Origin of the sequence: Paracoccus sp. TOH, assembly GCF_030388245.1 — a bacterium.
Classification (GTDB): Bacteria; Pseudomonadota; Alphaproteobacteria; order Rhodobacterales; family Rhodobacteraceae; genus Paracoccus; species Paracoccus simplex.
This window is the reverse complement of the sequence record NZ_CP098360.1, coordinates 1,961,990-1,981,409: the sequence shown is the minus strand read 5'-3', so window position 1 is coordinate 1,981,409 and position 19,420 is coordinate 1,961,990. Positions and strand designations below refer to the sequence as shown.

Sequence of the window (19,420 nt, the reverse complement as noted above, 5' to 3'; positions counted from 1 at the left end):
GGGGCGCGCGCGGCGCCCCCGTGCTGTTCGGAACCGAGGTCATCCCCGGTCAGCCGCCGAAGATCTCGGTGAACGTGGTGCGGGCCTCGGCATCCTCGGCCACCGCGCGGTCGGCATCCAGCGGCAGCAGCTTGATCTCGGACAGCGCGGGCATCCCCTCGGGCGAGGCGACCTTGGGATCGACCGGCATGTAGCCCTGTTCGGCGGCGAGCTTCTGGCCCTCTTCCGACAGCACGAAGCTGACGAAGATCCGGGCCGCTTCGACCTGATCGGTGCCGGCAAGGATCGCCACCGGCTCGGTGAAGAAACTGGCGCCTTCGGTCGGGTAGACGAATTCCACCGGCGAGCCCGCCTTTTTGGCGCGCAGCACATCGGCATCGATGTTGACGCCATATTTCACCTGCCCCCCGGCCACGGCCTTGAGCACCGGGCCATTGCCGCCTTCGGGCACCACGCCAAGCGCGTTCAGACGCTGGTAATAGCCCCAGCCCTGGGCGGCGTCCTGCAGCAGCGAATGCATGTGGACCAGCGCCGCGCCGGAATAAAGCGGGCTCGGGGCGACGATCTGGCCGGCATTGGCATCCCGGAACAGATCGGCCCAGCCGGTGACGGGCGCGGCGATCTGGGTGTTGTAGACGATGCCGGTGGAGGAGATCTTGGTGCCGAAGAAGGTCTTGTCGGCATCATACATCAGCGGGTCGATGCCTTCGACCGGGGCCTCGGGCCAGGCCAGCAGCAGGCCCTGGCTTTTCAGCGTGCCCAGGTTGATGCTGTCGGCGACCAGCAGCACATCGGCCTTGATGCCGCCGGCCTGCTGCTCGGCGGTCAGGATGTTCATCAGCTGCGAGGTGCCGTTGCGCATCCATTCCACGGTGATGTCGGGATGCTTGGCCATGAAGGCGTCGACGGTCTGCTGCGCGATTTCCGGCGATTGCGAGGTATAGAGCGTCAGCCTGGTCTGCGCCGACACCGTGGTCGCGGACAGCATCAGGGCAAGGGTGGTGACAGTCATGCGCATTGGAATTGCTCCGTAGGATGCGTGGTGGTGGTGGAGGAGGAGGAGGAGGAATGGCCCGGCGCGGCGCCGGGATCAGAGGTGCCGGGAAGCGGAATCGCCCAGAGGTCGCGGAATGCCAGATCAAGGCGCGCGCCCGGTTCGGGCGGGGCGGCCGCGTCGGGCAGCACCATGGGCAGCCGAAGGGACGGATCCGTCTCTGGACGCAGTTCATAGGACCAACTGCCGCCGCGATAGCTGCGGGCGATGACACGGGCGGGAATGCCGGCTTCGCCCGGATGGGCAGGCTGGATATCGGCAGGATGGGTGGAGGCCATGGCCAACGGCCGGGCGGTTTCCCCGGCATGGCAGCGCAGCCGGACGCGCGTTCCCAAAAGATCGGCCATGGCAAGCCCGCCCGCCATGGGCCGCAGCCCCTCGACCGGCAGCACCAGCCCGCCACCGATGAAGCCTGCCACCGTGGCGTCGGCAGGCTCGCGATACAGTTGCCGGGGGCTGGCGCATTGCAGCAGGCGGCCCTTGTCCATCACCGCGATACGGTCGGCCAGGGCCATCGCCTCGGACTGGTCGTGGGTGATATAGACCAGCGTCGCCCCGCTTTCGCGGTGGAAGCGGTGGAACTCGTCTTCCATCGCGGCGCGCAGATGCACATCCAGATTGGCAAGCGGCTCATCCAGCAGCACCAGATCCGAACCGGCAGCCAGGCAGCGCGCCAGCGCCACCCGCTGGCGCTGCCCGCCCGACAGATCCGCCGGGCGACGGCCGGCCAAGGGCGCCAGATCGACCGTGGCGAGCGCGCGGGCCACCCGCGCCTCGCATTCGGCCCGGGGCAGCCGCGCCACCTTCAGCGCGTAGCCGACATTTTCCGCCACCGACATGTGCGGCCACAGCGCGTAATTCTGAAACACGATGCCGATGCCGCGCCCTTCGGGCGGCACCATGACATGTCCGCCCGCCACCTGCCGGTCGCCCAAAGCGATGCTGCCTTCATCGGGTCGATCAAAGCCTGCAACCAGCCGCAGCAGTGTGGTCTTTCCGCAGCCCGAGGGGCCAAGCACGGCCACGAATTCGCCTGCCGCGATGTCAAGGTCGATACCCGACAGAACCCTGGTGTCGCCATAGCTCTTGCCGATGTTCGACAGCCGCAAACCCGTCATGCCGCGCGGTCCTTTCCTGTCGGTTCGGCGCGACTGATGCAGCGGCGGCATGACAGCAGCGTAGTCGTTCTGTAAAATCTTGATGAACCGCGGCAATGTCGGGCCGTGTCGACGAAAGGGATTCCCCCGGTCGGCGGCCTGTGCTTCCAGATCATCTCTGGTGGAAGAAGATCTTGGCGCGCAACCTGATATCCGGCAATGAGTGGGCCTTCCTGTCAACGAGATCCCTACATTGCTGATGGCGAGGCGCTGGCCTTATGGTCCGGGGCCTTTCTGGCGCGATGCGAACCTGGTGAAAGAAGCCGCGCATGGCCGCTGGGATCCGTTCGCGGCGCAGCGGTGGAGTGATGCTATGTCGCGATGCATGGCTGGTGCAGCCTGACGGAGGCCGCATCAAGGCTGAAGCTGACGGTTCCCGAGGTGATCGAACGGCTCCGGGTTTGCCTCGGTGCTGATCAATTTCGGCCATGTCGGACAGCAGGGCGAGGCGATTTCGCTGGCTGTCTTCGCCACTTCTCAAGGGTTGCGCACTGCGGAACTGGCGGCGTTCATCCGGCGGATGGGCTTACCCGTCCGCCGGATCCGCAGACCGCGTGGCGGTGATCAGGTGCGGTTGACGGCGACAGACCGGCAGGAATTTCACGACCGCTTCATCAGTTTTCGCAACTTGGGGATCAGGGTGCGCAAGGACTGGGAAAGCCTCCGGCTTGATGCGGGCGGAATCGTCCCGGCGGGCCGAAGCGCGCGCATCTGCGATCGCAGCGATGCGGCCGATCTGCTGGTGTAGATCAGCCCGCCGGAGAAATTCCCCTTGAGGCCCTTGCGCAGGCTTCCCCTTTTTTGGCAGCAGCTACTGCCACCTCACCCCAGCATGGGCCTTCCCGCCACATAGGTCTGGGCGATGGCGCGGTCGTCGCCGAGGATCTGCAGGATGAAAAGCTCTTCGGTCAGCGTTTCGGCGCGCTCCATGCGCAGCGCCATCGCCGCCGTGGCCCGGCTGTCGAGCACCACCAGATCGGCATCGGTGCCGGGGTCCAGCGTACCGATGCTGTCGGCCATGCCGAGCGCCAGCGCATTGCCGCGCGTGACCCAGTGGAAGGCCGCGAACGGGTGCAGTTTCTGGCCGCGCAACTGCAGGATCTTGTAGCCCTCGTTCAGGGTCTGCAGCATGGAATAGCTGGTGCCGCCGCCGACATCGGTGGCGATGCCGCTGACCACGCCCGCCGCACGCAGCCCCGCCTCGTCGAAAAGGCCCGAGCCGAGGAACAGGTTCGAGGTCGGACAGAACACCGCGCGCGAGCCGGTCTCGGCCATGCGGGCGATCTCGCGCGGTTCCAGATGGATGGAATGGCCGAGCAGCAGCTTCTCGGACAGGAGCCCGTAGGTCTCGTAGATGTCGAGATAGTCGCGCGCCTGCGGATAAAGGCTGAGGGTGAAGGCGATCTCGTCCCTGTTTTCCGACAGATGCGTCTGGATGTGGCAATCGGGATGCTCGCGCACCAGTTGCCCGGTCATCGCCATCTGCGCGGGCGTCGAGGTGATGGCGAAGCGCGGGGTGATGGCATAGCGCTGGCGGCCGCGGCGGTGCCATGTCTCGATCAGCCGCTTGCTGTCGTCATAGCCCTGTTGCGGGGTGTCCAGCACCGCCTCGGGGGCGTTGCGGTCCATCATCACCTTGCCGGCGATCATCGCCATGCCCCGCGCCTCGGCGGCCTGGAACAGCGCCTCGGCCGATTGCGGATGCACCGAGCAGAAGGCGACGGCGGTGGTGGTGCCGTGCTGGAGAAGCAGGTCGAGAAACCTTTCGGCCATGGCCGGCGCGTGGCCCTGTTGGGCGAAGCGCGATTCCTCGGGGAAGGTATAGGTGTTGAGCCAGTCGAGAAGCTGCGCCCCCCAGCTGGCGATCACCTGCACCTGCGGGAAATGGATATGGGTGTCGATGAAGCCCGGCAGGATCAGGTGCGGCCGGTGGTCGATCTCCGGCAGGGCGGGGTCGCGCAGGCTGGCGTAATCGCCGATGGCGGCGATCTTGCCGTTCTCGGTGACGATGGCGCCATCCTCGTGATAGGTGAAGGCGTTCTCGGCCTCGGCGGGGTCGGCGTGGAAGGAGAGCGTGCGCCCCCGGATCAGCTGTCGCATGGGTATTTGTTCAACGAAGAAATGGTCTGGGTCAGGCGGCCGATGATCTCGGCGGCGGTGAAGGCGGCGATGACCTCGGGGCGCTTGTCGCGCGAATAGCCGGCGCCGATGGGGCAGGTCAGCCGGTCGGTGTCGAGCCCCTGGGCGCGGGCGAAGCGGCGGAACTGCGTCAGTTTCGTCCGGCTGCCGATCATGCCGATATAGGGGGCGTCCAGGCGGCGCAGCGCCTCGGCCGCCAGCAGGAAGTCCAGCGCGTGGTCATGGGTGACGATGATGTGGCTGGTGCCGAAGGATGCCTGGCGGATCTCGGCCTCGGGCAGGGGGGTCAGGCGGGTCTCGCCTGTGGCTTGCGCCAGTTCGGCGGCGCGCTGGTCGATCAGGATCGGGCGCAGCGGCAGCAGCGCCAGGGCCTTGGAAAGCGCCCGGCCGACATGGCCGGCGCCGAAGATCAGCACCTGCGGATATTCGGGGCCGGCGGGGGCCTCGGCCACGCGGGTCAGGGAAAGTTCGACCCTTCCGCCGCAGCATTGGCCGATCTCGGGGCCCAGGGGCACGTCCATGCGGGCGGCGGCTTCGCCGCGCGCCAGCATCTGCCGGGCGCGGTCGATGGCCATGTATTCCAGTTGCCCGCCGCCGATGGTGCCGGTCAGACCCTCGGGGGTGACGAACATCGCCGCCCCTTTCTCGCGCGGCGACGAGCCGCGCGTGCGGGTGATCTCGACCCGGATCATGGCCGCAGCCGCTCGATCGCCATCAGCACGCGCTCGGGAGTGGCGGGCGCGTCGATGCGCGGGTTTTCGCGGTAGCCGTTGAACGAGGCCACGGCCATGTTCAGCGCCTGGAAGACCGAGATGCCCAGCATGAAGGGCGGCTCGCCCACCGCTTTCGAGCGCTTGATCGTCGCCTCGCGGTTCACCGACCAGTCGGCCAACGCGACGTTGAAGACCTTGGGTCGGTCCGAGGCCAGCGGGATCTTGTAGGTCGAGGGGGCGTGGGTGCGCAGCCGGCCCTTCTGGTCCCACCAGAGTTCCTCGCTGGTCAGCCAGCCGGTGCCCTGCACGAAGGCGCCCTCGACCTGGCCCTTGTCGAGTGCGGGATTCAGGCTGCGGCCCACGTCATGCAGCACGTCGGCGCGCTCGATGACATATTCGCCGGTCAGCGTGTCGACAGAGACTTCGGAACAGGCGGCGCCATAGGCGAAGTAATAGAACGGCCGGCCCTGTCCGGTGTCGCGGTTCCAGTGGATCTTGGGCGTCTTGTAGAAGCCGGCCGCCGAAAGCTGGATGCGGGCCAGATAGGCGGTCTTGATGAAATCGGCGAAGGGCATGTTCTCGCTGCCGATCTGCACCGTCTCGCCGATGCTGACCAGTTCCGGCGGCACGCCCCTGGCCTCGGCGGCGAAGCCGGTCAGCCGCTCGATCAGCTGGCGGCAGGCGTCCAGCGCCGCCATGCCGTTCAGGTCCGAGCCCGAGGAGGCGGCGGTGGCCGAGGTGTTGGGCACCTTCTCGGTCGTGGTCTTGGTGATGCGGATGCGGTCGATGCTGACCCCCAGCGCCTCGGCCACGACCTGCGCCACCTTGGTGTTCAGGCCCTGGCCCATCTCGGTGCCGCCGTGGTTCAGGTGGATCGAGCCGTCGGAATAGATGTGGATCAGCGCGCCGGCCTGGTTGTACCAGGTCGCGGTGAAGCTGATGCCGAACTTGACTGGGGTCAGGGCGATGCCCTTGCGGATGGCGCCGCCTTCGCGTTCGGCGCGCGCGTTCCAGTCCAGCACCGCCTGGCGGCGGGCGTGATAGTCGCTGCTGGCCTCCAGCTCCTCGAAGATGCGCGGCAGGATCTGGTCCTCGACCTCCTGGTGATAGGGGGTGAGCTGGCCGTTTTCGTAGAGGTTCAGCTTGCGGATCTCCAGCGGGTCGCGGCCGAGCTGATAGGCGATATCCTCGACGATGCGCTCGGCCATCACCACCCCTTGCGGGCCGCCGAAGCCGCGGAAGGCGGTGTTCGAGCAGGTGTTGGTCTTCATCGGATGGCTGCGCAGCTCGACCGCCGGATAGTAATAGGCGTTGTCGGCATGGAACAGCGCCCGGTCGGTCACCGGGCCGGACAGGTCCGAGGAAAAGCCGCAGCGGGCATAGAAATCGGCATCGACGGCGTGAATCTTGCCGGTCTCGTCATAGCCCACCGCGTAGTCGATGACGAAATCGTGGCGCTTGCCGGTGATCTGGAAATCGTCGTCGCGGTCGGGGCGGATCTTGACGGCGCGCTTCAGCGTCTTCGCGGCCAGGGCGGCGATGGCGCAGAAGCCGTTCATCTGCGATTCCTTGCCGCCGAAGCCGCCGCCCATGCGGCGCACGTTCACCACCACCGCGTTCGACGGCACGCCCAGCACATGGGCGACCATGTGCTGCACCTCGCTGGGGTGCTGGGTCGAGGTGTTGACGATCACTTCGTCATCCTCGCCCGGGATGGCGAAGGCGATCTGGCTTTCCAGGTAGAAATGCTCCTGCCCGCCGACGGTCAGCCGACCGGAAAGGTGGCGGGGCGCGCGGTCCATTTCGGCCATGTCGCCGCGCTTGAGCTTCAGCGGCTTGGTGACATAGCCCATGCCGGCGTCGCGGGCGCTGATCGCGTCGATGGCAAAGGGCAGTTCCTCGTATTCCACCCGGGCCAGCTGGCAGGCGCGGCGGGCCTGGTCGCGGGTCTCGGCCACCACGGCAAAGATCGGCTGGCCGACGAACTGCACCTCGGGGAAGGCGAAGACCGGCTCGTCATGCAGCCCGGTCGGGCTGATGTCGTTCTCGCCCGGGATGTCGTCGGCCGTCAGCACCGCATGGACGCCCGGCGCCTTGCGCACCGCGTCGAGGTCCATCGCCGTGATCCGGCCATGCGCGACCGAGGACAGCCCCAGATAGCCGTGCAGCGTGCCGACCGGCTCCATCAGGTCGTCGGTGTAATCGGCGCTGCCGGTGACGTGCTTGATGGCGGAATCGTGGATGATGGGCGTATGGGCGGCGCCCTTGACGAAGACGTCCTGTTTCATTCGACCCTCCTCAGGCGGTGTTCCGCGCCGGACTGTTCAAGCCAGAAGCGGCGGAAGAAATTGGCGGCGAGTTGCTGGCGATATTCCTTGCTGGCCCGCCAGTCGCTGAGCGGCTGGAAGTCATTGGCGACGGCCTTGGCCGCGGCCTCGAAGGTCTCGGCAGTGAAGGGCTGGCCCTTCAGCGCCGCCTCGGCCTGGGTGGCGCGTTTCGGCGTCGCGGCCATGCCGCCGAAGGCGACGCGGGCGTCGATGATGGTGGCGCCGTCGGTCTCGACCCGGAAGGCGGCGGCCGAGGCGGTGATGTCGGCATGGTGGCGCTTGCTGACCTTGTAGGCGGCGATGCGCGCCTTGCCCTTCAGCGGCACGGTGATCGCTTCCACGAACTCGCCGGGGCGGCGGTCCTGCTTGCCGTATTCGATGAAGTAGTCCTCGATGGGCAATTCCCGCGCGCCCTCGGCGCCGCGCAGCCGCAGCGTGGCCCCCAGCGCGATCAGCAGGGGCGGCGTCTCGCCGATGGGCGAGCCGTTCGCGACATTGCCGCCGATGGTGCCGGCATTGCGGACCTGCCAGCCGCCGATGCGCAGCCAGTAATCCACCGCTTCGGGGAAATGTTCGCGCAGGAAGGGCTCGAACTCGGTATAGGTCACGCCGGCGCCGATGGTGACGCGGCCCTCTGCGAGCTCGATCTGCTTGAGATCCTGCAGATGGCCGATGAACACAGCGGGAGAGATGTCGCGCAGGAATTTCGTCACCCACAGGCCCACATCGGTGGCGCCTGCGACGATGGTGGCCTTGGGGTTCTCGGCCAGCACCTGCGCCAGGTCGGCGGCATCGGCCGGCAGGATGGCGCGGTCCTCGCCGCGCGAAACTTCGACCCGTTCGGCCGGGATGGCCTGCAACGCGGCGGTGACGCGGTCGCGCTCGACGGCCAGCGCGTCCATGTGCTGCCCGCCGGCTTCCGAGGCGGCGAAGGCGGCTTTCACGATCGGTTCGTAGCCGGTGCAGCGGCAGAGATTGCCCTGCAGCGCCGTCTCGATGGCCAGCATGTCGGGCTGCGGGTTCTGCATCCACAACCCGTAAAGCGCCATGACGAAGCCCGGCGTGCAGAAGCCGCATTGGCTGCCGTGATGCTCGACCATGGCCGCCTGGACCGGGTGCAGCCCGCCATCGGCGCCGCGCAGATGCTCGACGGTGACGACATGGCAGCCGTGGCACGAGGCCAGGAAGCGGATGCAGGCATTGATCGGCTCGTAATGCAGCCGGCCCTGGTGCAGGCGGCCGACCAGCACGGTGCAGGCGCCGCAATCGCCTTCGGCGCAGCCCTCCTTGGTGCCGGTGAGGCGACGGTTCAGCCGCAGGAAGTCCAGCAGCGTGTCGCGCGAGCCCGCCTCGGTCAGGCGGATCTCGGTATTGTTCAGAAGAAAGCGCAATTCTTGGCCCATTCGGTCCTCGCTCGGATGGCTGGGTATGGGAAAAGCCTAGATGCGAATTGCTCTTTGCGAAATCTCGGATTGAGCATAAGACTTTCAGCGATTCCTTGAAAGAGGCGGGTTGAATCCATGCCATATCTTGAAAGTCTACGGGTTTTTGTCCGCGTGGTCGAACTGGGCTCGATCACCGCAGGCGGGCGCGACCTGCGCATGTCGCCGGCCGTCGCCTCGAACCGGATCAAGGATCTGGAGACGCGCTACGGCGTGCGGCTGCTGAACCGCACCACCCGCAAGCTGGTGCCGACCGAGGTGGGGCGGGCCTTCTACGACAATGCCCGCCGGGTGATCGAGACGCTGGACGAGGCCGAGGCGGTGGTGTCGGGCTTTTCCGGCATGCCGCATGGCGCCCTGCGGGTGACGGCGCCTTTGGGGCTGGGGCGGCGGCTGATCGCGCCCTTGGTGCCGAAATTCTGCGACGAATATTCCGGCGTCGAGGTGCGGCTGCGGCTGTCGGACCGCAACGTGGACATCATCGCCGACGGCATCGACCTGGCCTTCTTCCTGGGCGAGCCGCAGGATTCGGCGCTGAAATGGCGACGCATCGCGGAATGCCGGCGCGCGCTGGTGGCGACCCGGGCCTATCTGGACGAGCACGGCCGCCCCGAGCGCCCCGAGGATCTGACCGCGCATAACTGCCTGCTGCTGCGCTATCCGCGCAGCCCGGAATATTACTGGGTGCTGCAGACCCCCGAGGGGCCGCAGAAGCTGCTGGTGAACGGCAAGTTCGATGCCGACGACGGCGACGTGCTGAGCAGCTGGGCGCTGGGGGGCCGGGGCATCGTCAACCGCCCCCGCTACGAGGTGGCCGAGCATCTGGCTGCGGGCCGGCTGGTCGAGGTGCTGCCGGATTATCCGCCGATCCCCTCGCAGTTCGGGGTGCTGACCCCGCACCGGCGCCTGCAGGATCCCAAGGTGCGGCTGTTCGCCGATTTCATCGCGCGCGAGACGCGGGGGGTGTTCGCGTGACGCCCGGCCGTCGCTGAAATGTGAAGCGACGGCGAAACGCCGCGGGTCCAGAATGCATCACGGCCGCCGGGACTGCGTCCGATCTTGGTGCGCAATCCGAAACGGCCGCCAGATGCCTTGCGGGGCAGGGAGGTCGATCATGAAACGGGTTTATGGCTGGCTGGCGGCGGGCATGGTCCTGCTGCCCTTTGGCGCGGCGCAGGCGCAGGGCGTCGCGACCGGCGACAACGGAATGACGCTTTACAGCTTCGACAAGGATGTCGGCGGGAAATCCGCCTGCTACGAGGATTGCGCGGTGAAATGGCCGCCCTATCTGGCGCAGCAGGGCGAGACGAAACCCGAGGGCTGGACCATGGTCGAGCGCACGGACGGAAGCCGGCAATGGGCGCTGGATGGCAAGCCCGCCTATTACTTCGCCGGCGACAAGAAGGCCGGCGACATGGCGGGGGACGGTGTCGGCGGCGTCTGGCACGCGCTGGGCCAGTAACCCCGCCGGTCAGTTCAGCGCAAAGGTCCTGGGCAGGCTGCGATACCAGTCGACGATCGCCTGGCGTTCCTCCGGCTCCATGAAGCTGACATTGGCGGGCGGCATGGCATGGGTCACGCCGGCCTGGATGTAGATTTCCCGCGCGGCGCGGGTGATGTCGTCGGGGGTCTCCAGCAGCACGCCCTTGGGCGCGGTATGGATGCCCTCATACGAGGGCTCCCTGGCATGGCACATCGAGCAGCGGCCCATGACGGCGTTGTAGGCATCCTCCCAGCCGGCCGTGTCGAGCATGGCCTGCTGGGTGGGGGTCAGCACGCGCGCCTCGGATTCCTCGAGCGTCTGGCGGAACATCGGCGCGGTCGACAGCCACATCACGATGACGAACAGGATCGTGGTCACTGCCCAGGTCCACCATTTCATGCCGCCGCCGGCATGCATGGTGTTGAAGAAGTGACGGATGGTCACGCCCATCAGGAAGATCAGCCCGGCGATGATCCAGTTGTATTCCGTCGCGAAGGCCAGCGGATAGTGGTTCGACAGCATCAGGAACACCACCGGCAGGGTCAGGTAGTTGTTATGCGTCGAACGCAGCTTGGCGATCTTGCCGTATTTCGGATCAGCGGGACGCCCGGCCTTGAGATCGGCGACGACGATGCGCTGGTTCGGCATGATGATGAAGAACACGTTCGCCGTCATGATCGTGGCGGTGAAGGCGCCCAGATGCAGCATGGTGGCGCGGCCGGTGAAGACCTGTTTGTAGCCCCAGCCCATCGCCATCAGCAGCACGAACAACAGCAGCATCAGCAGGGTCGGGGTCTCGCCCAGCTTCGACTTGCACAGGTTCGTGTAGACCAGCCAGCCGATCGACAGCGAACCGGCCGAGATCAGGATCGCCTGCCAGGGCGCCAACTCCATCTTGGCGGGGTCGATCAGGAACAGCTCGGACCCGACCCAATAGGTGACCATCAAGAGCGCCGCCCCCGAGATCCAGGTCATGTAGCTTTCCCATTTGAACCAGATCAGATGCTCGGGCATGCGCTCGGGCGCGACCAGGTATTTCTGGATGTGGTAGAAGCCGCCGCCATGGACCTGCCACTCCTCGCCATGCGCTCCCGCCGGCAGGCCAGGCACCTTGCGCAGACCCAGGTCGAGGGCGACGAAATAGAAGGACGAGCCGATCCAGCAGATGGCGGTGACGACATGCGTCCAGCGGATGGCAAAGGCCAGCCAATCCCAAATGACGGCGAAATCGGACATACTTTGTCTCCTGTCTAGCTGGCGAAAGACTAGCCGCTTCGCGGGGTTGCGAGTATTCACGCATTTCCCCTTGCTGTCTTAACGGCGCGTTGAAAATCCTTCGCCGGGCCTGGCGGAAATGAAAAGAGGGGGCTTTGCCCCCTCAGGCCCCGGGGGCCTTTCACCCCCAGGGTATTTGGAAAACGGCGAAAAGGCCCGCGGCTCAGCTGCCGCGATAGGTCGAGAACCCATAGGGCGAGATCAGCAGCGGGACGTGGTAATGGTCCTGTTCGGACATGCCGAAGCGTAGCGGCACCTGGTCGAGAAAACGGGGCTTTGCCGCCTGATGGCCGATGCCGTCGAGCCAGGCGCCGACATGGAACACCAGTTCGTATTCGCCGGTCCGGAATTCCGTCTCGGGCAGGATGGGCTTGTCGGTGCGGCCGTCGTGGTTGGTGACGGTCTCGGCGATCAGCCGGCGCTCGGGATCGAGGCGGTAGAGTTCGATCCGCATGCCTTCTGCGGGCCTGCCGTTGGCGGTGTCGAGCACATGGGTGGTCAGATAGCCGGACATTGTCTTCCTTTCCTTGTCAATCCGCGAGCCGGGCGATGGCGGCGCGGGCCTGTTCGTTCAAGCGATTCGGGTCGGCGGTCAGCAGGTGGTGATCCTGCACCACGGCGCGGCCCTCGACATAGACCGCGCGTGGCCGGATCGGTGCGCAGAAGACCAGTGCTGCGACCGGATCCCATTGACCGGCAGCGGCCAGTTCCGAGACGTCCCAAAGCACCAGGTCGGCGCGTTTTCCGGGTTCCAGCGCGCCGATGTCGCTGCGGCCCAGCACCCGGGCGCCGCCGAGCGTGGCGATTTCCAGCGCCTCGCGGGCGCCAAGCGCCGCCGGGCCGTCCTTGAGCCGCGCGACCAGCATGGCCTGCCGCGCCTCGAGCCCCAGGTGGCTGCAGTCGTTGCTGGCCGAGCCGTCGACGCCGAGGCCGACCGGCACGCCGGCATCGCGCATCCGGCGCACCGGGGCGATGCCCGAGGCGAGCCGGGCGTTCGAGCAGGGGCAATGCGCGACCCCGGTGCCGGTGCGGGCGAAGAGGTCGATTTCCTTCTCGGACAGTTTCACGCAATGCGCGTGCCAGACATCCTCGCCCGTCCAGCCCAGGCTTTCGGCGTAATCGCCGGGGAGCATGCCGAAATTTTCCAGAGAATAGGCGATGTCCTCGTCATTCTCGGCCAGGTGGGTGTGCAGCCGCACACCCTTTTCGCGGGCGAGGATCGCCGCATCGCGCATGAGTTCCCGGCTGACCGAGAAGGGCGAGCAGGGCGCGAGGCCGACCTGCACCATGGCGCCGGGGCCGGGGTCGTGGAAGGCGGCGACCAGGCGCTCGCTATCCTTGAGGATCGCGGCCTCATCCTCGACCAGCGCGTCGGGGGGCAGGCCGCCTTTCGACTCGCCGATCGACATGGCGCCGCGGGTGGCGGTGAAGCGGATGCCGATTTCCGCGGCCGCCTCGATGCTGTCGTCGAGCCGCGACCCGTTCGGAAACAGATACAGGTGATCCGACGAGCAGGTGCAGCCCGACAGCGCCAGTTCGGCCAGACCGATCCGGGTGGACAGGCGGATGTCGTCGGGGGTCATGCGGCCCCAGATCGGATAAAGCGTGCGCAGCCAGCCGAACAGCGCCGCGTCTTGCGCCGCCGGCACCGCCCGGGTCAGGGTCTGGAACAGGTGGTGATGGGTGTTGACCAGCCCGGGGGTGACGACGCAGCCCCGCGCCTCGACCACTTCGGCACCCTCGGCCCTTAGGCCGGTGCCGACGGCGGAGATCACTCCGCCGTCGATCAGCACGTCGCCGCCCGCGATCTCGCGCCGGGCGCCGTCCATGGTCACGACCACCTCGGCGCCGCGAATGAGCAGGCGTTTGGTCATCAATGTGCCTCCGCTGCATGGGCCGCCGCGGCGATTTCCTCGTCCGAGGCATGCGGCGCGCCGTTGAAGAACCAGTTCAGCCCGACGGCGGCCAGCGCGGCCAGCAGGATGCCGGAATGGATCAGCGTATGCAGCGAATGCGGCAGCCACTGGTTGAAGTCGGGCGCGATCATCGGCACCATGCCGAGGCCCAGCGAGACGGCGACGATGAACAGGTTGTGCTTGTTGCCCTTGAAATCCACCGTCGACAGGATGCGGATGCCGGTCGCGGCGACCATGCCGAACATCACCAGGCCCGCGCCGCCCAGCACCGTGGTCGGCAACGACTCGACCAGCGCGCCCATCTTGGGGATCAGGCCCAGCACGATCATGATCGCGCCGCCGGCCACGCAGACGAAGCGCGAGCGCACGCCGGTCACGCCCACCAGCCCGACATTCTGGCTGAAGGAGGTATAGGGGAAGGTGTTGAACAGCCCGCCGATGGCGGTGCCCAGACCATCGACGCGCAGCCCGGCCGACAGCGCCTTGGGCGTCATGCGGCGGCCGCAGATGTCGGAAAGCGCCAGGAACATGCCGGTCGATTCGATCATGGTCACGAACATGACCAGCAGCATGGTCAGGATCATCACCGGGTCAAAGATCGGCATGCCGAAATGCAGGGGCTTGATCGGCGCGAACCAGGCGGCCTCGGCGATGCCGTCGAAATGCATCATGCCAAGCGTCGCGGCCAGCAGCCCGCCGATGACGATGCCCAGAAGCACGGCGATATTGGCCACGAAGCCTTTCGCATAGCGCGCGATCAGCAGGATCGCCGCCAGTACGGTGATGCCGATCAGGATGCGCGGCAGCGAGGCGTATTCGGGATTGGCAAGGGTCGGCATCAGCTTGACGCCCTCGGGCACGCCGCCGGCGGCAACGGCGGCGTCAAGCCAGGCCTGGGCGGCGGGATCGACCAGCTTGGGCGCGGTCGGACCGACCGGCAGGCCGAAGATCCAGTTGATGCCCACCGGCATCAGGCTGACGCCGATCACCAGGATCACCGTGCCGGTGACGACGCTGGGGAAGAAGCGCAGCAGCCGGCTGACCAGCGGCGCGAAGAAGATCGAGATCAGCCCGGCGGCCATGATGGCGCCGAACATCATCCGCGCGCCCTCCTGTCCGGGATTCGCCGAGGCGATGGCGACCATGGGCCCCACGGCCGCGAAGGTGACGCCCATCATCACCGGCAGCTTGATGCCGAACCATTGCGTGGCGCCGAAGCTCTGGATGATGGTGACGATGCCGCAGACGAACAGGTCGGCGGAAATCAGGAAGGCCACGTCCTGCGGCGAAAGCTGCAGGGCGCGGCCGACGATCAGCGGCACCGCGATGGCGCCGGCATACATGACCAGCACATGCTGGAAGCCCAGGGCCAGCAGCCGAGGCGCGGCGATGCGCTCCTCGACCGGGTCGAATCCGGGGCTGGTGTCGATGGCTTGCATTCGTCCTATACCTCCCTAGTTTCAGGACGTTACTTTTTAGATCTCGACTTCGTGCGCCAGTCCTTTCTGTTTTGCGATCTCGAGGACCTTTTGCGCGACGGCCAGATCCTGCAGTCCGACGCCGGTGCCGTCGAACAGCGTGACTTCGGCATCGGCGCGGCCCGGGTCGTCGCCCGCCACCACCGCGCCGAGTTCGCCGACCTGATCCTCGCGGATCAGGCCCGCGGCGATGGCATGCTGGCATTCGCCGATGCTGACCGACTGCGCGACCTCGTCGGTGAAGACGCGGGCGCGCGCGACCAGCGCCGGATCCAGTTCCTGCTTGCCCTTGGTGTCGGTGCCCATGGCCGCGATATGCGTCGGGCCCTTGACATGCTCGTTCATGAGCAGCGGCGAGAAGGCCGAGGTGATCGAGATGATCACGTCGGCCTCGGCGCCCAGCCGGTCCAGCTCGACCGCCTCGAAGGGCAGGCCCAGATCGGCCGCGGTCTCGGCCAGCCGGCCCAGCATCTCGGGATGCGGGTTCCAGCCGATGACCTTCTCGAACCGGTGCACATTGGCCGCCGCCCGCATCTGGAAGGCGGACTGGTGGCCGGCGCCGATCATGCCCAGCACCCGCGCGCCTTTCGGCGCCAGATACTTGATCGACACCGCCGAGGCCGCCGCGGTGCGCAACGCCGTCAGCAGGTTGCCGCCGATGGCCGCCGAGACGCGGCCGGTATCCGGGTCGAACAGAAAGACGGTGGACTGGTGGTTGATCAGCCCGTGCTTCTGATTGTTCGGCCAGTAGCCGCCGGCCTTCAGCCCCAGCACCAGCGCCGAGGCGTCGAAGCCGCCCTTGAAGCCGTAGAGCGCGTCCTCGTGGCCGATGGCCTCGCGCACCACCGGGAAGTTATAGGCCTTGCGCCGGGCCATCGAGGCGAAAACCGCCTCGATGGCCTCGAAGGCCGCCTCCGGGGTCATCAGACCCGCGATTTCCTTTTCCGCGACGACGAACATCAATAGGCCTTTCCGCGCGCCGAGACCGGCCAAACCGTCTCGACCTTGCCGTTCCGGACGCCGACATACCAGTCGTGCACGTTGCAGGTCGGGTCGCAATGGCCCGGCACCAGCCGCAGCTTGTCGTTGACTTTCAAGACGCCGTCCTTGTCCTCGACCACGCCATGCTCGTCGCTGCACTTGATGTATTTCACATCGTCGCGGCCATAGACGAAGGGCAGGCCGCTATCGACCGACTGCGCCTTGAGCCCGGCATCGACCACCGCCAGATGCGGCTTGGCGTGCGACATCACCGAGGTCAGGATGAACAGCGCGTTCTCCCATTCGCCGGCGTCGATGCGCTTGCCCTCGGCATCGTGGATGCGGCCGTAATCGGCATCCATGAAGGCGTAGGAGCCGCATTGCAGCTCGTTGTAGACGCCCGAATTGCTCTCGAAGTAATAGGAGCCGGTGCCGCCGCCCGAAACGAATTCGGGCGAGAGGCCGGCCGCGTCCAGCGCATCGACGGCGTCCTGCACCTGCGCGATGGCGGCGTCCAGCTTGGCCTTGCGGTCGGCGAAGCTGTCCATGTGCTGCATGGCGCCCTGATAGGCCTGGATGCCCTTGAAGGTCAGGTTCGGCGCGGCGGCAGCGGCCTTGGCGATCTCGACCACGGCTTCCTTGGTGGTCACGCCGCAGCGCCCGGCGCCGCAGTCGATCTCGACGAAGATGCCCAGTTCGGTGCCGTGGCGCTGCGCCGCGGCCGAGAGATCGGCAATGTTGGCCACATCATCGACGCAGACCGTCACGGTCGCGCCCAGCTTGGGCAGCCGGGCCAGGCGGTCGATTTTGGCCGGCTCGCGCACCTCGTTGGTGACCAGCACGTCCTTGATGCCGCCACGGGCAAAGACCTCGGCCTCGGACACCTTCTGGCAGCAGACGCCGACGGCGCCGCCCAGCGATTCCTGCAGCTTCTGCACGTCCACCGACTTGTGCATCTTGCCGTGGCTGCGGTGGCGCATACCATGCGCCTTGGCATAGTCGCCCATCTTCCGGATATTGCGCTCCAGCGCGTCCAGGTCGAGGATCAGGCAGGGCGTCTGGATCTCGGCCTCGTCCATGCCGGGCAGGGCGGGGATGTCGTAGCCGACCTCGTAGCCGGAGAAATCCGTTTTCGCGTTCATGGCGCTCTCCTCAAATTCGAATTCAGTTCCAGGGCAGCTTGTCGAGATCGACATTGCCGCCGGTGACGATGATGCCGACGCGCTTGCCGGCGAAGGCGTCGGGGTTTTTCAGGATGGTGGCCAGCGGCACGGCGCTCGAGGGCTCCATCACGATGCGCAGGTGTTTCCAGATCAGCTTCATCGCATCGACGATCTCGGCATCCGAGGCGGTATAGATCTCATGGACGTGGTTCCTGACGAAATGCCAGGTCAGATCCTTCAGCGGCACCAGCAGGCCGTCGGCGATGGTCTTCGGGGCATCGTCGGCGATGATGTGGCCGGCCTTGAAGCTGCGATAGGCGTCGTCGGCCTGCTCGGGCTCGGCGGCGATCACCTTGACCTCGGGCGCCAGCGTCGAAAGCGTCAGGCAGGTGCCCGAGATCATGCCGCCGCCGCCGATCGGCGCGACCATCATGTCAAGCCCGTCGGTCTGCTCCATCACCTCGCGGGCGCAGGTGCCCTGGCCGGCGATCACGCGCGGGTCGTTATAGGGATGGACGAAATCGCCGCCCGTCTCGGCCTGCACCTTGGCGAAGGTTTCTTCGCGCGAGCTGGTCGAGGGCTCGCATTCGGTGATCCTGCCGCCATAGCGGCGCACGGTGTCCTTCTTGGCCTGCGGCGCGGTGCGGGGCATGACCACGTTGCAGGGGATGCCGCGCAGCATGGCCGCGTAGCTGAGGCACGAGGCATGGTTGCCCGAGCTGTGCGTGGCGACGCCCTTGGCCGCCTGCGCCTCGTCAAGGCCGAAGACCGCGTTGGTGGCGCCGCGGACCTTGAAGGCCCCCGGCTCCTGGAAATTCTCGCATTTGAAGAACAGCTGCGCGCCGGCAAGCTCGTTCAGGTAATCCGAGCTGCGGATCGGCGTGCGCCGGATATGCGGCTTGATGCGCTCATGCGCGTCCAGCATGTCCTGATAGGTCGGGATATACATGGCGTCCTTCATCCCTCAGGCGGCCTTTTTCAACGCCGCGGCCGTGGACTGGCGATAGTGTTCCTGCGCGGCGGCGACGCCCGAACCCAGCCGGATCGGCAGGCCCAGATCGGCCATCACCATTTCGGCCGTGGCGATCCCCGACAGCGCCATGGCGTCGGTCAGGCTGCCCAGGTGGCCGATGCGGAACACCTTGCCCGCGACTTCGCCCAGGCCGGTGCCGAAGGCCATGTCATAGGTCTCCAGCGCGTGGCTGACGATCAGGTTGGCGTCGAAACCGTCGGGCACGCGGATGGCGCTGACGCTGTCCGAGTAAAGCTCGGGGCGGACGGCGCAGAGCTTCAGCCCCCAGGCCTCGACCGCGGCGCGCACGCCCGAGGCGATGCGGTTGTGGCGGGCGAACACGTTCTCCAGCCCCTCGGACAGCAGCCGCTCGCAACTGACGTTCAGGCCGTTGATCAAACCGACCGGCGGCGTGTAGGGATAGCCGTTGCGGGCATAGCCGGTCGCCATGTCGCGGATGTCGAAGAAGGTGCGCGGCAGGCGCGCGGTCTCGACCGCGTCCATCGCCTTCTCCGAAAAGCCGGTGATGGCCAGGCCCGGCGGCAGCATGAAGCCCTTCTGGCTGCCGGTGACGGCGATGTCGACGCCCCATTCGTCCATGCGGAAATCCATCGAACCGATCGAGGAAACGCCGTCGACGAACAGCAGCGCCGGGTGCTTGGCGTTGTCCAGCGCACGGCGGATGGCGGCGATGTCGGATTTGACGCCGGTCGCGGTCTCGTTATGCGTGGCCAGAACGGCGCGGATCTCGTGCCCCTTGTCGGCGGTCAGGATCTCCTCGAACCGGTCGGCCGGGATGCCTTCGCCCCAGGGCGTCTCGACATAGGTGACGTCGAGGCCGTGGCGCTGGCACATGTCGATCCAGCGGTGGCTGAACATGCCGTTGCGGGCCGCGAGCACCTTGTCGCCGGCCGACAGCGTGTTGGTGATCGCGGTTTCCCAGCCGCCAGTGCCGGTCGAAGGGAACAGGAACACCTGCGCCTGCGTGGTCTTGAGGACTTTCTTCACCCCCTCGAGCGCCGGGTGCAGCATGCGGCCGAACACCGGCGAGCGGTGGTCGATGGTCGGCATGTCGACGGCCTTGCGCATCTCCTCGGGGATGTTGGTCGGGCCGGGAATGAAGATCGGGTTCTGGCTGGTCATGGCAATTCCTCCTGCGCTTGTCACCCAGCCTAGGCCTTGCTGTCCATTCGGGCAATTTTTCTGAAAAACATTTCGCAATCGTGGAAAAATGGTATAAAGTGACGAGGAAACAGAGGCTTGTCGTTTTCCAAACCGCA

At 66.7% G+C, this 19,420-nt stretch carries 17 protein-coding genes; 3 read left to right on the top strand and 14 right to left on the bottom strand.

Features of this window, described 5'->3' with window-relative positions; genetic code table 11:
* Positions 1 to 49: 49 nt before the first annotated feature.
* The gene (locus NBE95_RS09865) at positions 50 to 1,018 is read right to left on the bottom strand and encodes an ABC transporter substrate-binding protein (protein WP_289893718.1); all 969 of its coding nucleotides are present in this window, start codon (positions 1,016 to 1,018) and stop codon (positions 50 to 52) included.
* Positions 1,009 to 2,172, bottom strand: a complete 1,164-nt coding sequence (locus NBE95_RS09860) for an ABC transporter ATP-binding protein (RefSeq protein WP_289893717.1) — start codon at positions 2,170 to 2,172, stop codon at positions 1,009 to 1,011. The genes NBE95_RS09865 and NBE95_RS09860 overlap by 10 nt, the downstream gene beginning before the upstream one ends.
* A gap of 448 nt (positions 2,173 to 2,620) precedes the next feature.
* Between NBE95_RS09860 and NBE95_RS09855 the strand changes: the two genes are divergently transcribed.
* Positions 2,621 to 2,959 carry a hypothetical protein gene (locus tag NBE95_RS09855; RefSeq protein ID WP_289893716.1) on the top strand — a complete coding sequence of 113 codons (339 nt, stop codon included), beginning with the start codon at positions 2,621 to 2,623 and terminating at the stop codon, positions 2,957 to 2,959.
* A gap of 74 nt (positions 2,960 to 3,033) precedes the next feature.
* Here the strand turns inward: NBE95_RS09855 and guaD are convergent, their stop codons facing one another.
* From guaD to xdhA, 4 genes are read right to left on the bottom strand one after another with little or no spacing between them, the layout of a single operon-like run.
* Complete coding sequence (gene guaD / locus NBE95_RS09850; protein ID WP_289893715.1) at positions 3,034 to 4,311, bottom strand: guanine deaminase; 1,278 nt, start codon at positions 4,309 to 4,311, stop codon at positions 3,034 to 3,036.
* Positions 4,299 to 5,042: a xanthine dehydrogenase accessory protein XdhC gene (gene xdhC / locus NBE95_RS09845; protein ID WP_289893714.1), complete on the bottom strand. Its 744-nt coding sequence runs from the start codon at positions 5,040 to 5,042 to the stop codon at positions 4,299 to 4,301. The genes guaD and xdhC overlap by 13 nt, the downstream gene beginning before the upstream one ends.
* Complete coding sequence (xdhB, locus tag NBE95_RS09840; RefSeq protein WP_289893713.1) at positions 5,039 to 7,351, bottom strand: xanthine dehydrogenase molybdopterin binding subunit; 2,313 nt, start codon at positions 7,349 to 7,351, stop codon at positions 5,039 to 5,041. Before xdhB ends, xdhC begins: the two co-directional genes overlap by 4 nt.
* Positions 7,348 to 8,793, bottom strand: a complete 1,446-nt coding sequence (gene xdhA / locus NBE95_RS09835; RefSeq protein WP_289893712.1) for a xanthine dehydrogenase small subunit — start codon at positions 8,791 to 8,793, stop codon at positions 7,348 to 7,350. Before xdhA ends, xdhB begins: the two co-directional genes overlap by 4 nt.
* Before the next feature lie 117 nt (positions 8,794 to 8,910).
* On the opposite strand from xdhA, the gene NBE95_RS09830 reads away from it, so the two are divergent.
* Both NBE95_RS09830 and NBE95_RS09825 read left to right on the top strand, forming a co-directional pair.
* A complete protein-coding gene (locus NBE95_RS09830) occupies positions 8,911 to 9,807 on the top strand; it encodes a LysR family transcriptional regulator (RefSeq protein WP_289893711.1) in 897 nt (298 codons plus the stop codon).
* A 139-nt stretch (positions 9,808 to 9,946) separates the two neighbouring features.
* A complete protein-coding gene (locus NBE95_RS09825) occupies positions 9,947 to 10,294 on the top strand; it encodes a hypothetical protein (RefSeq protein WP_289893710.1) in 348 nt (115 codons plus the stop codon).
* Positions 10,295 to 10,303: 9 nt separating this feature from the next.
* Here the strand turns inward: NBE95_RS09825 and NBE95_RS09820 are convergent, their stop codons facing one another.
* The 8 genes from NBE95_RS09820 to bhcA all read right to left on the bottom strand — a co-directional run bounded on the left by NBE95_RS09820 (position 10,304) and on the right by bhcA (position 19,283).
* Positions 10,304 to 11,551: a urate hydroxylase PuuD gene (locus NBE95_RS09820; protein WP_289893709.1), complete on the bottom strand. Its 1,248-nt coding sequence runs from the start codon at positions 11,549 to 11,551 to the stop codon at positions 10,304 to 10,306.
* A 202-nt stretch (positions 11,552 to 11,753) separates the two neighbouring features.
* Positions 11,754 to 12,104, bottom strand: a complete 351-nt coding sequence (gene uraH / locus NBE95_RS09815; protein WP_289893708.1) for a hydroxyisourate hydrolase — start codon at positions 12,102 to 12,104, stop codon at positions 11,754 to 11,756.
* 16 nt (positions 12,105 to 12,120) lie between these two features.
* Positions 12,121 to 13,464, bottom strand: coding sequence for an 8-oxoguanine deaminase (locus NBE95_RS09810; RefSeq protein WP_289893707.1), 1,344 nt, complete (start codon positions 13,462 to 13,464; stop codon positions 12,121 to 12,123).
* Entirely contained in the window at positions 13,464 to 14,945 is a 1,482-nt protein-coding gene (locus NBE95_RS09805; RefSeq protein ID WP_289893706.1) for a nucleobase:cation symporter-2 family protein, read from the bottom strand. The genes NBE95_RS09810 and NBE95_RS09805 overlap by 1 nt, the downstream gene beginning before the upstream one ends.
* 36 nt (positions 14,946 to 14,981) lie before the next feature.
* Positions 14,982 to 15,944, bottom strand: a complete 963-nt coding sequence (gene bhcD, locus NBE95_RS09800; RefSeq protein WP_289893705.1) for an iminosuccinate reductase BhcD — start codon at positions 15,942 to 15,944, stop codon at positions 14,982 to 14,984.
* Positions 15,944 to 17,107 carry a 3-hydroxy-D-aspartate aldolase BhcC gene (gene bhcC / locus NBE95_RS09795; RefSeq protein WP_289893704.1) on the bottom strand — a complete coding sequence of 388 codons (1,164 nt, stop codon included), beginning with the start codon at positions 17,105 to 17,107 and terminating at the stop codon, positions 15,944 to 15,946. The genes bhcD and bhcC overlap by 1 nt, the downstream gene beginning before the upstream one ends.
* A 22-nt stretch (positions 17,108 to 17,129) precedes the next feature.
* Positions 17,130 to 18,089, bottom strand: coding sequence for a beta-hydroxyaspartate dehydratase BhcB (gene bhcB / locus NBE95_RS09790; RefSeq protein ID WP_289893703.1), 960 nt, complete (start codon positions 18,087 to 18,089; stop codon positions 17,130 to 17,132).
* 3 nt (positions 18,090 to 18,092) lie between these two features.
* Positions 18,093 to 19,283: an L-aspartate--glyoxylate aminotransferase BhcA gene (gene bhcA, locus NBE95_RS09785; protein ID WP_289893702.1), complete on the bottom strand. Its 1,191-nt coding sequence runs from the start codon at positions 19,281 to 19,283 to the stop codon at positions 18,093 to 18,095.
* Positions 19,284 to 19,420: the final 137 nt, after the last annotated feature.

What these genes read in the sequence shown, in the direction of transcription:
- guaD (WP_289893715.1), bottom strand. Translation starts at nt 4,311, where the DNA reads ATGCGACAGCTGATCCGGGGGCGCACGCTCTCCTTCCACGCCGACCCC.
- NBE95_RS09865 (WP_289893718.1), bottom strand. Translation starts at nt 1,018, where the DNA reads ATGCGCATGACTGTCACCACCCTTGCCCTGATGCTGTCCGCGACCACG.
- NBE95_RS09810 (WP_289893707.1), bottom strand. Translation starts at nt 13,464, where the DNA reads ATGACCAAACGCCTGCTCATTCGCGGCGCCGAGGTGGTCGTGACCATG.
- NBE95_RS09825 (WP_289893710.1), top strand. Translation starts at nt 9,947, where the DNA reads ATGAAACGGGTTTATGGCTGGCTGGCGGCGGGCATGGTCCTGCTGCCC.
- bhcD (WP_289893705.1), bottom strand. Translation starts at nt 15,944, where the DNA reads ATGTTCGTCGTCGCGGAAAAGGAAATCGCGGGTCTGATGACCCCGGAG.
- uraH (WP_289893708.1), bottom strand. Translation starts at nt 12,104, where the DNA reads ATGTCCGGCTATCTGACCACCCATGTGCTCGACACCGCCAACGGCAGG.
- NBE95_RS09860 (WP_289893717.1), bottom strand. Translation starts at nt 2,172, where the DNA reads ATGACGGGTTTGCGGCTGTCGAACATCGGCAAGAGCTATGGCGACACC.
- xdhC (WP_289893714.1), bottom strand. Translation starts at nt 5,042, where the DNA reads ATGATCCGGGTCGAGATCACCCGCACGCGCGGCTCGTCGCCGCGCGAG.
- bhcC (WP_289893704.1), bottom strand. Translation starts at nt 17,107, where the DNA reads ATGAACGCGAAAACGGATTTCTCCGGCTACGAGGTCGGCTACGACATC.
- xdhA (WP_289893712.1), bottom strand. Translation starts at nt 8,793, where the DNA reads ATGGGCCAAGAATTGCGCTTTCTTCTGAACAATACCGAGATCCGCCTG.
- NBE95_RS09805 (WP_289893706.1), bottom strand. Translation starts at nt 14,945, where the DNA reads ATGCAAGCCATCGACACCAGCCCCGGATTCGACCCGGTCGAGGAGCGC.
- NBE95_RS09830 (WP_289893711.1), top strand. Translation starts at nt 8,911, where the DNA reads ATGCCATATCTTGAAAGTCTACGGGTTTTTGTCCGCGTGGTCGAACTG.
- NBE95_RS09820 (WP_289893709.1), bottom strand. Translation starts at nt 11,551, where the DNA reads ATGTCCGATTTCGCCGTCATTTGGGATTGGCTGGCCTTTGCCATCCGC.
- xdhB (WP_289893713.1), bottom strand. Translation starts at nt 7,351, where the DNA reads ATGAAACAGGACGTCTTCGTCAAGGGCGCCGCCCATACGCCCATCATC.
- bhcB (WP_289893703.1), bottom strand. Translation starts at nt 18,089, where the DNA reads ATGAAGGACGCCATGTATATCCCGACCTATCAGGACATGCTGGACGCG.
- bhcA (WP_289893702.1), bottom strand. Translation starts at nt 19,283, where the DNA reads ATGACCAGCCAGAACCCGATCTTCATTCCCGGCCCGACCAACATCCCC.